Here is a 13,255-nt window from a genome sequence, read left to right as displayed (position 1 = left end):
CCGGTTGCCGGTTCGATCGGGATCGTGCGGGAGACGGGGCGGCAAGGCAGCGCCGAGAAAAATTCGATGGGCGCCCAGGGCGGCGGCATCGCAGCCGGACAGGCGGCCGTCAGGCGCCGGCATACAGGGTTGGTGGCATACCCGCCCGACCCGCCATGCAGCCGCGCTCCGGTCATGAAAAACCCCCGTGCAGCGAGATGCCGCACGGGGGCTCCGGAACCGGTCCGGCCGAATCAGACGGCCCGCTCGGGTGCCTGCGCGACGACGCGGGCAGCGCGCGTCGGCTTGAAACTGGCCGACCACGTCATCGCCGGCCGCTCGAACATCCGGTAGAACAGGTACGCGACCGGAATCGCGGTGGCCATGAACGCGATCGACGGCCAGATCGACAGTTGCAGTTCGGAGTGGAACAGCACCGAGCCGAGGCAGACGAACAGCGGCAGGTGGATCAGGTACAGCGAATAGCTGAAGTCGCCGAACCAGCCGAGCACGCGCAGCGGCGGCGTCGGGCGCGGCGGGCGCGCGAGCGCGCGGTACAGGAAGCACGCGAAGCCGGCCGACCACAGCTGGAACGCGCCGTACTGGCCGAAACGGAACGCGCCGCAGCCGGCGGCCAGCAGCACGGCGGCCGCGACGTACCACGCGCGCGACGGCACGGCGGCCGCGCCGCGCGCCTGCTGAGCCCGCACGTCGGCGATCCATGCGCCGATCGTCCAGGACAGCCAGTACGACGTGAAGAACTGCAGGTCGTGCCGTTCGAGCAGCCACGCCGACGCGACATTGACGAGCGCGACCGCGGCCACGACGGACGGCATGCCGATGCGTCGGCGCAGCGCGAACAGCAGCGGGTAGATCGCGTAGAACTGCACTTCGAGCGACAGCGTCCACAGCGCGCCGTTCGATCCGTACGTGTAGCCGGCGACGCCCTGCAGCGAGAACAGGTTCACGAGGAATGCGGTGATGCCGATATCGCGGATCTTGTGGCTGACGGGCTCGATCTGCAGGCTGACCAGGTCGAGTGCGAGCGTGAACAGCAGCGCGGCGAGCAGCACCGGGTAGATGCGCGCGAACCGGCGTGCCCAGAAGTTGGGCGCGTCGAGCCGGTACGCGGGATCGGCCGCGAGCTTGAGCGCCGCGTTGCGATGGATGCAGTAGCCGCTGATCACGAAGAAGATCGGCACGCCGGCGGAGCCCCACGCGAACGGGAAGGTCAGGTAGCCGACGATCACGCTCGGGTCGAGCGCGCGACCGTAAGCATGATGGAAGGTCTGCATCCCGACCCAGACGACCTGGCGGCAGTGGAAATAGGCGACGAGCAGCGCCGCGAAGCCGCGCATCGCGTCGATGACGTGTTCCTTGTGATCGGCGACGGGCGGCGCGGTCAGAGACGATCCGCTGAAAGCTTGCATGCGATTCGATTCCTTGCGACGGGTGGAGTGGAAGACGGACGAACGGGAAGTCTGTTCCCATCGTAATGCGCAAGAATTCGATCAATGAATAAAAAAATCTCGCCCGGAAATAACGCGATTCCACATGATGGTTTTATCGGGTTCTGAAAGCGGTTCCGAAGGCGCGTCAATTATTTACCGATTTTTTTCTGATAGCTTGAAGCTCCAGTTGATTGATGCAAGGAGCGGCAAGATGGACATGCATTGGATCGCGAGCGCTGCAGTACTGCTGGTCATGGCCGTGCTGTCGGCGTACCGCGAGGCGTTGAAGAACGAGCCGATTCGCCCGGGCCTCGAACGGGGCGGCGTGCCCTATATCGAGGAATTCGAATCGTAAGAATTTGTATCTGGAAAATCGGTAATTTGTTTCTGCTTCGGCACTCGGCCCGGCAATATCGACCGGATTGAAAGGATTATATTTTTTTCGGAAACATTGGGCATTCAGTCCATATCGAAAATGAGCGGAGTGGAATTGGCAGTGCCGTCGATTCTCGATATGCCGTTCGGAACACAATCGCGCCGGGTCGCAGGTCGACGCGGCGCAGTCAACGCAATCAGGATGCGAACATGTTGAAAGTCACCAAGGCCGTGTTCCCCGTTGCCGGTCTCGGCACGCGGTTCCTCCCGGCAACGAAGGCGAGCCCGAAGGAAATGTTGCCCGTCGTCGACAAGCCGCTGATTCAGTACGCGGTCGAGGAAGCGATCAACGCCGGTATCACCGAGATGATCTTCGTCACCGGGCGCAGCAAGCGCGCGATCGAGGATCACTTCGACAAGTCGTACGAGATCGAGGCCGAACTCGAGGCGCGCGGCAAGGAAAAGCTGCTCGAACTCGTGCGCGGCATCAAGCCGAGCCACGTCAACTGCTTCTACGTACGCCAGCCGGAAGCACTTGGCCTCGGCCATGCGGTGCTGTGCGCGGAGAAGCTCGTGCATGGCGAGCCGTTCGCGGTGATTCTCGCCGACGACCTGCTGCACGGCGAGCAGCCGGTGCTCAAGCAGCTCGTCGACGTGTTCGACCATTATCACAGCTCGGTGATCGGGGTCGAGACGATCCCGCGCGAGGACAGCCGCTCGTACGGCGTCGTCGAAGGCCGCGAATGGGAAGAGGACATCATCAAGCTGTCGGGCATCATCGAGAAGCCCGCGCCCGAGGATGCGCCGTCGAATCTCGGCGTGGTCGGCCGCTACGTGTTCATGCCGACGATCTTCGATCACCTGCGCAAGCTCAAGCCGGGCGCGGGCGGCGAACTGCAGCTGACCGACGCGGTCCAGACGCTGCTCGCGAACGAGCAGGTGCTCGCGTACCGCTACTACGGCACGCGTTTCGACTGCGGCAGCAAGATCGGCTATCTCAAGGCAACCGTCGAGCTCGCGCTCCAGCATCCGGAAGTGAGCCGCGAATTCGAGGCGTATCTGCGTACCTGCTTGCCCGCGCTGGCTGCCGTCGCGTAGGCAGCCGCGCGCTCCGTTGTTTCAGGTGGTGGTTGTTCCGTTGGCCCCGGCCGCTCAGGCGCCGGGGCTTTTTTGCATTTGCCGGTGCGCGATCGTGGTGCGAGCGGCCGGCTTGTCGCGTGGTCGGGTTCGCGTGGAGCGTGGTGCCGTGTGTGGAGCGGGGCGCTCCGGCGCGGTCCGGCGTCGCGCCTGAAACCGGTGCCGAAGCGCTTGCCGGGGCGAGCGGCGCGGCGTTGTTGTTGTCGTTGCGCGATGCATTGTCGACGTTCGCGCCGGCGCCGGTTCCGTCCGCGCCGGTTCATGACGTAGCGGCGCAGCGCGTCAGCTTCCCGGCGCTACCTGCCTCGCGATCTTCCCGCGCATTTCCCGCCCGGTGTTTTCCGCTTCCGCGTGGCGCTCAACGCGCCGACGTGCTCGGCCGCGCGACAAAATGCCGGGCGAGCATCGCGGCGATCGGCTTCTTGAAGTCGAGCAGTCTTTTTTCGAGATAGCGCCAGGACAGGTGCGCGAGCAGCACGGCGAGCGCGAATTGCAGCATCTCGGGCAGCGCTTCGCGGACGATTTCCGGCATCGGCACGTGCGCGAAGAGCGAGGGCATCACGCCGAAGCGCGTCGGAATCAGGTTGTGGAACAGGTAGAAGCCGTAGCTGATCGTGCCGAGATAGACGAGCGGCGCCCAGTCGAGCAGCGCCACGACGGGATGCTCGGGTTCGCTGACGATCCACAGCATCAGCGCGCCGAGCGACGCGGACAGGCCGAGATCCGCGAGCCCCGCGACCGCGTCGGGCAGTGCCGTGCACGCAGGCAGTGCCAGGAAAAACACGACGCCTGCCGCGCCGAGCCAGCCGGGCGGGACGCGGCGCACGGCGGCCGAACCGTGATCGGCGAGCGCGATCGCGCCGACGCCGCCGAGCGCGATCAGCGCGAAATTCCACGGGGAAAACGCGTAGATCAGCACCGGCGACGCGTCGGACAGGTAGAGCGCGAGATGCGCGGCCGCGCACAGTGCGACGGCCGCGACGCCGAGTGCGACGTGTCGCGCGGCGGGCACCGCGAGCAGCGCGAGCGGTGCGATCAGATAGAACTGCTGTTCAACCGCGAGGCTCCAGAAGTGCGACGTGGAGCCCGGCCAGCCGTCCTTGACGACGCCGATCCAGTAATTCGACAGGAACGCCGCGTGCCACGCGAGCCCGAGGTTGACGCCGCGCTGGTAGAAGAGCGCGTGCGCGATCGCGAGCGCGGCGAGCAGCAGGTAGTACACGGGGAAGATCCGCAGCGCGCGCTTCGCGAGGAACAGCGCGAGCGCGTGGCGGCGCGTCATGGTGCCGCACTCGACCGCCCGGCGGTTGCGATGCAGTTCGCCGACGATCAGGAATCCGCTGATGAGGAAAAACGTCCACACGCCAAGCTTGCCGACGTCGACGGCAAGGACGTGGCCCTTGTGGGACAGGAAAACGAGAATGACGGCGATGGCTCGCAGGCCGTCGAGTCCTTTGACGTATCTGACTTCGCGCATGGAGGCATCCGGGCATTGAGCGAGGCCAGTATAGGTGCGCAAATATCGAACGTAATTCACGTTCGGGCGCATACGTGAAGGCGTTTTTTGATGTGAGGGTCTGTTTACGCATGGAACGCGCATGCGAATGCCCGCAATCGCTCGTAGGGCAAGAAGTGAGGAGCGCCGTTTGGCCGAGCCAAACAAGCGACGAGCGACGCCGCCATGCGGGCGATTGCGGGCATTCCCGTGGAATGTATTTTTTAAATTTGGGGTTGCCACGAGAACGGCCGCTCGCCGCGTTGCGCTCCTTGCGAATACGTCAGTATTCGCGGCGTCGCGCGCCTCGCGAGCGGCCGTTCTCGTGGCAACGCATGTGCGTTCCATGCGTAAACAGACCCTCAAGCCTCGTTGAAGTCGGTCGCGCGCAACAAAACCTGCGGGAAACCCCGCGAAAACGCATAAAAGTACTGCACGAAGCGTCAAGGCGCTTGTAGAATCCGGCGTTGAAGCGTGCGCAGTGCACGCTTCATGTATCCAACGACCACACCTGGTAGGAGAAACATGGCGACTTCCGCAAAAAAGGTGGCCAAGAAGGCTGCCGCCGCACCGGCCAAGAAAGTGGCTGCTAAGAAAGTAGCGCCCGCGAAGAAAGTAGTGGCCAAGAAGGCCGCCGTCGCGAAGGCGCCCGCTGCTCCGACGCCGCTGAAGGACAAGTTCACGAAGGCATCGCTCGCAACGCACATCGCCGAGCGCGCAGCCGTGGAAGTGAAGGCGGTCAAGGCAGTGCTCGCCGCACTCGAGAACGTCGTGCTGGGCTCGGTCCACAAGAAGGGCGCAGGCGAGTTCACGCTGCCGGGTCTGCTGAAGATCACGGCACAAGTCGTGCCGGCGAAGAAGAAGCGCTTCGGCAAGGATCCGTTCACGGGCGAAGAGCGTTGGTTCCCGGCGAAGCCGGCCAGCGTGCGCGTGAAGGCTCGTGCGCTGAAGAAGCTGAAGGACGCGGCAGCGTAATGCTGCGCAACGGCTGCCGAATGCATGTCGGCAGCCGTTGCGATGTCCTGCGATCCCCGTACGCGAAAGCGTGCGGGGATTTTTATTGCGCCGCGCAAATCGCGCAGCAGCGAAAACGCGAAGCGCCGGCGATGTGCGGTTCGATGCGTGCCACGCGGCAAATGGCGTGCCGCGCTTGCGCAACGCCGGACGGCAATCGTCATCGGCACGTGCCGTCGTACCGCCGCAGCCCGTCGCTCTCGTTACCTCGTCGCTCCCGCTGCGCCTGTTGCGTGCGCATCGTGAGGCCCGCGCATCGTGACTGAATGCGTTCCGTCTGAAATCGCCGGGCAGGTCGCTACCGCGCGCGCCGCGATCGAGCGACATCTCGGTGCGACGCTGGATGCGATCCACCTGTTCGGTTCGGCGCTAGACGGCGGCTTGAAACCGCGCAGCGACATCGACCTGCTGGTGACGGTGGCCGTGCGGCCCGACGAAACGGCGCGGCGTGCGCTGATGTTCGACCTGCTCGCTGCGTCGGCGCCGCCCGGTCACGCAGGCGGCATGCGCCCGCTCGAGGTCACCGTCGTCGCGCACGGCGACGTGGTGCCGTGGCGTCATCCGGCGCGACGCGAACTGCAGTTCGGCGAGTGGCTGCGTCGCGATCTCGAAGCAGGCATCGTCGAACCGGCGCTCGCCGATCACGATCTGGCGATCCTGTTGACGAAGGCGCGGCAGCACAGTGTCGCGCTGGCCGGTCCGCCGGCGGCCGCGCTGTTCGAGCCGGTGCCCGCGCGCGACCTGGTCGCCGCGCTTCTCGCTACCGTTGCGCAGTGGAATGCCGAACCGGACTGGCGCGGCGACGAGTGCAACGTGGTGCTCGCGCTCGCGCGCATCTGGTACAGCGCGGAAACCGGCAGGATCGCGCCCAAGGACGTCGCCGCGGCATGGGTGCTGGAGCGCCTGCCTGCCGCTTACCGGCCGGTTGTAGCGGCTGCACGTGCCGCCTATCTCGGTGGCGAAGCGGGCGCGGCGATCCTGTCGGGTGAACCGCTCGCCGCGTTCATCGGTTACGCGCGGCGGACCATCGAATCGATGCTGTCGGCGTAGAGGCGGATGCCACGGTGCGCGCGATCGGCTTGCGGGCCGGCACCTCGCGGATCATCAGCGCTTTCGCCGCCGCCGTACGCGCAAGCCGCCGATCCGGGCGCCCGCCGGCGACTCGCGCGCGCTTGACCGGTACGCCGTCACGCATCCGCGGCACGACGCGCTTCGTCAACCCGCCGTGCCCGCATAGGCAGCCTTCAGCGCGGCGTCGTCGAACTTGGTCATCTGCATCATTGCCGCGGCCACGCGTGCCGCCTTGACCGCGTCGCGATCGGCCATCATCGGGATGAGCGCTTCCGGAACGATCTGCCACGACACGCCGTAGCGGTCTCTCAGCCAACCGCAGCCGTCGGCCGTGCCGCCGTTGTCGAGGAGGGTATTCCAGTAGCGGTCGAGTTCCGCTTGATCGGCGCAACTGACCAGCAGCGAGATCGCGTGATTGAACGTCTCGGTGCGCTTGTGGCTCATCGCGATGAACGGCTGCCCGAACAGCTCGAACTCGACCATCCGCGTACCGTCGGTGCCGGACACCGACGTGACGCGCACGATGCGCGAATCCGGAAAGATGCCTGCATAGAAGGCCGCTGCTTCCTCGGCTTCCGTCGAGTACCAGAGAAAAGGCGTGATCTTCTGAATCGTCATGGCGAATCTCCTGTCTGTATTGGCCGAGGCGCAAATCGCGTGCCGACCTCGATACGACGGACGACGCTTGCCAAATTCGACGCGCGGGGGCGAATGGCAGTCGTGCCGAGTGAGCGGCGCCGACAGTGCGGATGGTAGTCGCCTGGAGGAAAGACCGCGACCTGCCTGGACACCCGGAAGTAGTGATTGCAGCACTTTGCAGCCGCCAGGCGCCGTTGCCGGCCCGCCGACGTGCGTCGGCATCGGCTTCGTTCGCCGGCCCGCACAGGCGCTGCGGGCACGCGTGAGACGGACGAAAAAAAGCCAGCCGCGGCCGAAACCGGGGCTGGCTTTCCAGTTCGGCGGCAAGGCGTCGGAGACGCCATGCACGCCGGATACATCGTTTTTAGAACTTGTGGCGAATGCCGAGTGCGACCATTTCGGCCGAGCTCTTGCCGGCGAAGCCGTACGAAGCGATCGACGCTTGCGCGCTTTGCTGCACGCCGTCGACGAGCTGCGTGCCGCTCGCGTGCTGGTATGCGCCAACCAGGTAGATGTCCGTGCGCTTCGACAGCGAGTAGTCCGCGCCGACGCCGACCTGGTGGTACTTCGCGGACGTGTCGCCGCTTGCCTTCGTGTACGAGTAGCCGAGGCCCAGCAGCAGCGGCGGCGTGACCTGGTACGTCGCGAAGCCGCGGATCGTGTTGTACTTCTCGGTCGAGCCGAAGCCCGAGAACGCGTCCGGCTTGTACTGTGCGTTGCTGTAGCCGATGCCGAACGTCACCGGGCCGATCGCGTACTGACCTGCGACTTGCGCGATGGCGATCGACTTCGCCGTGGCGTAACCCGAGTTGATCGGGCCGTCGATGATGTTGTCGGACGTCGTCGAGCCCCAGCCGCCGCGCACGGGCGTGGCCGTCGGCGACGGGTTGTTCGCGTAGAAGTAGCCTGCGGCAACGCCGACCGGGCCGTTGTTGTAAGCCGCTGCGACCGACCAGGTCTGGCCCGCGCCCGTCTTGCCCGCCACACCGCCGAGGGCGTACATGCCTTCGACCTGGAAGCCTGCGAAGACCGGCGACGTGTACTTGATCGCGTTGCTGACGCGCAGGCTGTTGTCGTTGTTGTCGACGTCGCCCGGCGTGGCCATCACGCTGCCGAAGTAGTTGTCGGCCGTGACTGCCTGGACCAGGTCGACCAGCGGGTCGTACTGGCGGCCGAGCGTCAGCGTACCGTATTGCTTGCTGTCGAGACCGACGAATGCCTGACGACCGAACATGCGGCCGCCCTGGTTCAGCTTGCCCGTACCCGGATCAAAGCCGTTTTCCAACTGGAAGATCGCCTTCAGGCCACCGCCGAGGTCTTCTGCGCCCTTCAGGCCGAAGCGGCTGCCTTGCAGGTTGCCCGACAGCATTTGCCACGAGTTGTTGGCTTGACCGTCATTGCCGTGCACCCATGCGATCGACGTATCGATCACGCCGTACAGCGTCACGCTCGACTGAGCGTGCGCAGCGCCAGCGGCGCCCAGCAGGGCGAGCGAGAGGGTCGAGAGAGCAAGTTTCTTCATCGTTGAGATTCTCCACGCAAGTGATTCATCGTTATTTGTTGCGGATTGGAGAATAGCTCAGTGCCATCCACGCAAGAAAGCTTAAAAAATAAAGTGTCTCGAAAAGGTAACAGCCTCAAAAAGTCTATATATATCAAGCACATCAACGACCGTTCCTGTTTTTGAAATAGTTGACAGTTGCTGCGGTGCGATTGTTTCGGTGTGTGATGCACATTGCGGCAGACGTCCCGTTTCGGCCGGTTGGAGCAGCGAAATGAGTGCTTGCAAACGTTTGCCGTTGCAGCGACGAACGCGTCGACGTGCAAGGAACGCGTCAACGCCGTGCGAACGCGCGGCGGACAGCGTGGTTGCAGGAGTCGGGCGGGGTGTGCTGGCCTCATTTCGCGATGCGCGCGATGCCGGCGCGCAGCCGCTTTGCGGAGGTTGATGAATCAGTCGCCGCGCATGCGATCCGTTTGGGTGGGCGTGGCCGCCGCGGAATTCGCGGCGGGCCGATGCGCGTTGCCGCGGGCCGCCGCGAATTCCGCGCCGAGCAGCAGCACGATTGCAGAGAAGTACAGCCACATCAGCAGGACCGCGAACGATCCGGCCGCGCCGAACGCACTCGCGGTGCCCGCATGCGCGAGGTACAGCGCGAACAGCTTCTTGCCGCCGGAGAACAGGATCGCGGACACCACTCCGCCGACCGCGGCGTCGCGCCACGCGACTCGCGCGTCGGGCAGGAACTTCATCAACGCGGCGAACGCCGCCGCGAGCACCGCGATGCCGACGAAAAACTGCGCGAGGTTCGTGACGACGACATACGGCGAATCGCCCAGCAGCCAGGTGCCGACGAACGTGATCGCGGTGTCGAGCACGAGCGATACGATCAGCAGGAACGCGACGCCGAGCACGAGCCCGAACGAGATCAGCCGGACGCGCACGAGCCCGAGCATGCTCGACCAGCGGTTTTCGGTCGCCGGCCAGATCACGCTGAGCGCGGTGTTGAGCGACGCGAACGTGGCCGACGCGCCGATCGCGAGCGCGGCGAACGAGATCAGCGTCGCGAAGCCGCCGCGTTGGCCCGCGCGGTGCGCGTTCTGCACGATCGTCTGGATGCTGGCCGCCGCGTCGTCGCCGATCAACTGGTGCGCCTGTTCGAACACCTGGCCGCGCGCGGCGTCGTCGCCGTAGAACCAGCCGGCTACCGCGATCACCATCACGAGCATCGGCGCGAGCGAGAATGCGGAGAAAAACGCGATGCCCGCGGCCATCGACGAGCAGCGGTCGGACGAGAAGCGCTTGAACGCGGTGAGGGCCCAGTTGGCCTGTTGCTGGGCAAGACGGGTTGCTTCGGAAGTGATCTGTCGTTTCATGACGGTTCGGTTGCGCGCGGAACGCGGATCATCGTTGGTAATCAGACAATTCAGTATTGATCCGAGGATTCGATCATAGTTGCGCGAACTGTCTATAATTCCTTTCAGTTTCCTCCACCCCACAATAACGCCGAGACCACCATGCTACAAATGTCCCGGCGCCAGTTCCTGAAGGTGACGGCCACGTCGCTTGCCGGATCGAGTCTTGCCCTGATGGGCTTTTCTCCATCCGAAGCGCTTGCCGAAGTCCGACAGTACAAGCTGGCGCGCACCGTCGAAACGCGCAACACCTGTCCTTACTGCTCAGTGGGTTGCGGCATCCTCATGTACAGCCTCGGAGACGGCGCGAAGAACGCGCAGCCGAGCATCATCCATATCGAGGGAGATCCCGACCATCCCGTCAATCGCGGCACGCTGTGCCCGAAGGGCGCGAGCCTGATCGACTTCATCCACAGCCCGAACCGCCTGACGCACCCCGAATACCGGGCGCCCGGCTCGGACAAGTGGGAACCCATCTCGTGGAACGACGCGCTCGACCGGATCGCGAAGCTGATGAAGGCCGACCGCGACGCGAACTTCGTCGAGACGACGGAAGACGGCGCGAAGGTCAACCGCTGGCTCACGACCGGCATGCTGGCCGCGTCGGCGGGCAGCAACGAGGTCGGCTACCTGACGCACAAGACTATCCGTAGTCTGGGAATGCTCGCATTCGACAATCAGGCGCGTGTCTGACATGGCCCGACGGTGGCAGGTCTTGCCCCGACGTTTGGCCGTGGAGCGATGACGAACCATTGGGTCGACATCAAGAACGCGGACGTGATTCTCGTGATGGGCGGCAATGCAGCCGAGGCCCATCCGTGCGGTTTCAAGTGGGTAACGGAGGCGAAGGCGCACCGCAAGGCGCGGCTGATCGTCGTCGACCCGCGCTTTACGCGTACGGCCTCGGTGGCCGACTACTACGCGCCGATTCGCACCGGCACCGACATCGTCTTCCTGGGCGGCGTCATCAACTATCTGCTGACGAACGACAAGATCCAGCATGAGTATGTGAAGAACTACACGGACTTCACGTTCATCGTGCGCGAGGATTTCGCGTTCAACGACGGCATCTATTCCGGCTATGACGCGGAGAAGCACGCGTACCCGGACAAATCGAGCTGGGACTACGAGCGCGGCGACGACGGTTTCGTGAAGGTCGACCCGACGCTGCAGCATCCGCGCTGCGTGTACAACATGCTGAAGCAGCACTACGCGCGCTATACGCCGGACATGGTCCAGCAGACCTGCGGCACGCCGAAGGAGAAGTTCCTGAAGGTCTGCGAGATGCTCGCGACGACGGCCGTGCCCGGCCGCGCCGGCACGATCCTGTACGCGCTCGGCTGGACCCACCACTCGATCGGCGCGCAGATGATCCGCACCGGCGCGATGGTGCAGCTGCTGCTCGGCAACATCGGCATCGCCGGCGGCGGGATGAACGCGCTGCGCGGCCACTCGAACATCCAGGGGTTGACCGACCTCGGGCTCATGTCGAACCTGCTGCCGGGCTACATGACGCTGCCGATGCAGGCCGAGCAGGATTTCGACGGCTATATCAACAAGCGCGTGCAGCAGCCGCTGCGGCCGAACCAGTTGAGCTACTGGAAGAACTACAAGGCGTTCCACGTCAGCTTCATGAAGTCGTGGTGGGGCGATGCGGCGACCGCAGAGAACAACTGGGGCTACGACTACCTGCCGAAGCTGGACAAGCAGTACGACCTGCTGCAGGTGATCGAGCTGATGAGTGCCGGCAAGATGAACGGCTACATCTGCCAGGGCTTCAACCCGCTCGCGGCGGCGCCGTCGAAGGTGAAGACGGCCGCGGGGCTCGCGAAGCTGAAGTGGCTCGTGATCATGGATCCGCTCGCGACCGAGACGTCCGAGTTCTGGAAGCATCACGGCGACTACAACGACGTCGATGCGTCGAAGATCCAGACCGAGGTGTTCCGTCTGCCGACCACGTGCTTTGCGGAGGAAAACGGCTCGCTCGTGAGTTCGAGCCGCGTGCTGCAATGGCACTGGAAGGGCGCGGAGCCGCCGGGCGACGCGAAGAGCGATCTCGAGATCATGTCGGGGCTGTTCCTGCGCATGCGCAAGATGTACCAGACGGACGGCGGCAAGTATCCGGACCCGATCGTGAACCTGACCTGGCCGTACGCGAACCCGGAAAGCCCGACGCCCGAAGAACTCGCGATGGAGTTCAACGGCAAGGCGCTCGCCGACTTGCCCGACCCGAAGGATCCGGCCAAGACGCTCGTGAAGAAGGGCGAGCAGCTCGCCGCGTTCGCGCAACTGAAGGACGACGGCACGACCGCGAGCGGCTGCTGGATCTTCTGCGGCGCATGGACGCAGGCCGGCAACCAGATGGGGCGGCGCGACAACTCGGACCCGACCGGCATCGGCCAGACGCTGAACTGGGCGTGGGCCTGGCCGGCGAACCGGCGGATCCTGTACAACCGCGCATCGTGCGACGTGAACGGCAAGCCGTTCGACCCGACCCGCAAGCTGATCGGCTGGAACGGCAAGGCGTGGGCGGGCCCCGACGTACCGGACTTCAAGGCGGACGAACCGCCCGAGAACGGGATGGGGCCGTTCATCATGAATCCGGAGGGCGTCGCGCGCTTCTTCGCGCGCGCGGGGATGAACGAAGGTCCGTTCCCCGAGCACTACGAGCCGTTCGAGACGCCGCTCGCCGCGAACCCGCTGCACCCGAACAACCCGCAGGCGCTGAACAACCCGGCCGCCCGCGTGTTCCCGGACGACCGCGCGTCGTTCGGCAAGGTGTCGGAGTTCCCGCACGTCGCGACGACTTACCGGCTGACCGAGCATTTCCACTACTGGACCAAGCATGCGCGGCTGAACTCGATCATCCAGCCCGAGCAATTCGTCGAGATCGGCGAAGACCTCGCGAAGGAAGTCGGCGTCGCGCATGGCGAACGCGTGAAGGTGTCGTCCAAGCGCGGCCATATCGTCGCGGTCGCACTCGTCACGAAGCGGATCAAGCCGCTGACGGTCGACGGCAAGAAGGTCCAGACGGTCGGCGTCCCGTTGCACTGGGGCTTCAAAGGTCTGACGAAGCCCGGCTATCTCGCCAATACCCTGACTCCGTCCGTGGGTGACGGCAACTCGTACACACCGGAATTCAAGTCGTTCCTGGTGAAGGTCGAAAAGGCGTAAGGGG

Annotated in this window: 10 protein-coding genes; 5 read left to right on the top strand and 5 right to left on the bottom strand. The window is 64.8% G+C overall.

Annotated features, from left to right (window positions below):
- Positions 1-233 precede the first annotated feature (233 nt).
- A complete protein-coding gene (locus tag AC3WLY_RS27820) occupies positions 234-1,409 on the bottom strand; it encodes an acyltransferase family protein (protein WP_492308520.1) in 1,176 nt (391 codons plus the stop codon).
- 232 nt (positions 1,410-1,641) lie between these two features.
- On the opposite strand from AC3WLY_RS27820, the gene AC3WLY_RS27815 reads away from it, so the two are divergent.
- On the top strand, positions 1,642-1,785 hold the full coding sequence (locus AC3WLY_RS27815; RefSeq protein ID WP_006479318.1) for a hypothetical protein: 144 nt from the start codon (positions 1,642-1,644) through the stop codon (positions 1,783-1,785).
- A 230-nt stretch (positions 1,786-2,015) separates the two neighbouring features.
- Positions 2,016-2,903, top strand: coding sequence for a UTP--glucose-1-phosphate uridylyltransferase GalU (gene galU, locus AC3WLY_RS27810; RefSeq protein WP_034179975.1), 888 nt, complete (start codon positions 2,016-2,018; stop codon positions 2,901-2,903).
- Positions 2,904-3,300: 397 nt separating this feature from the next.
- On the opposite strand, the gene AC3WLY_RS27805 is transcribed toward galU, so the two are convergent.
- Positions 3,301-4,419: an acyltransferase family protein gene (locus tag AC3WLY_RS27805; RefSeq protein ID WP_310140383.1), complete on the bottom strand. Its 1,119-nt coding sequence runs from the start codon at positions 4,417-4,419 to the stop codon at positions 3,301-3,303.
- A gap of 543 nt (positions 4,420-4,962) precedes the next feature.
- Between AC3WLY_RS27805 and AC3WLY_RS27800 the strand changes: the two genes are divergently transcribed.
- Positions 4,963-5,412: an HU family DNA-binding protein gene (locus tag AC3WLY_RS27800; protein ID WP_069747789.1), complete on the top strand. Its 450-nt coding sequence runs from the start codon at positions 4,963-4,965 to the stop codon at positions 5,410-5,412.
- A gap of 297 nt (positions 5,413-5,709) precedes the next feature.
- Complete coding sequence (locus AC3WLY_RS27795) at positions 5,710-6,501, top strand: AadA family aminoglycoside 3''-O-nucleotidyltransferase (RefSeq protein ID WP_492309325.1); 792 nt, start codon at positions 5,710-5,712, stop codon at positions 6,499-6,501.
- A 165-nt stretch (positions 6,502-6,666) separates the two neighbouring features.
- Here the strand turns inward: AC3WLY_RS27795 and AC3WLY_RS27790 are convergent, their stop codons facing one another.
- From AC3WLY_RS27790 to AC3WLY_RS27780, 3 genes are all read right to left on the bottom strand, one after another.
- Positions 6,667-7,140 carry a VOC family protein gene (locus AC3WLY_RS27790; protein WP_175958744.1) on the bottom strand — a complete coding sequence of 158 codons (474 nt, stop codon included), beginning with the start codon at positions 7,138-7,140 and terminating at the stop codon, positions 6,667-6,669.
- Between the two features lie 385 nt (positions 7,141-7,525).
- The gene (locus AC3WLY_RS27785) at positions 7,526-8,683 is read right to left on the bottom strand and encodes a porin (RefSeq protein WP_175958745.1); all 1,158 of its coding nucleotides are present in this window, start codon (positions 8,681-8,683) and stop codon (positions 7,526-7,528) included.
- A 431-nt stretch (positions 8,684-9,114) separates the two neighbouring features.
- Complete coding sequence (locus AC3WLY_RS27780) at positions 9,115-10,038, bottom strand: YihY/virulence factor BrkB family protein (protein WP_175958746.1); 924 nt, start codon at positions 10,036-10,038, stop codon at positions 9,115-9,117.
- A 141-nt stretch (positions 10,039-10,179) separates the two neighbouring features.
- On the opposite strand from AC3WLY_RS27780, the gene fdnG reads away from it, so the two are divergent.
- Positions 10,180-13,251, top strand: a complete 3,072-nt coding sequence (gene fdnG / locus AC3WLY_RS27775) for a formate dehydrogenase-N subunit alpha (RefSeq protein ID WP_492309327.1) — start codon at positions 10,180-10,182, stop codon at positions 13,249-13,251.
- Positions 13,252-13,255 lie beyond the last annotated feature (4 nt).

This window comes from Burkholderia sp. FW306-1C-G01B, assembly GCF_058781685.1.
This window is presented reverse-complemented; position numbering and strand designations above follow the sequence as displayed.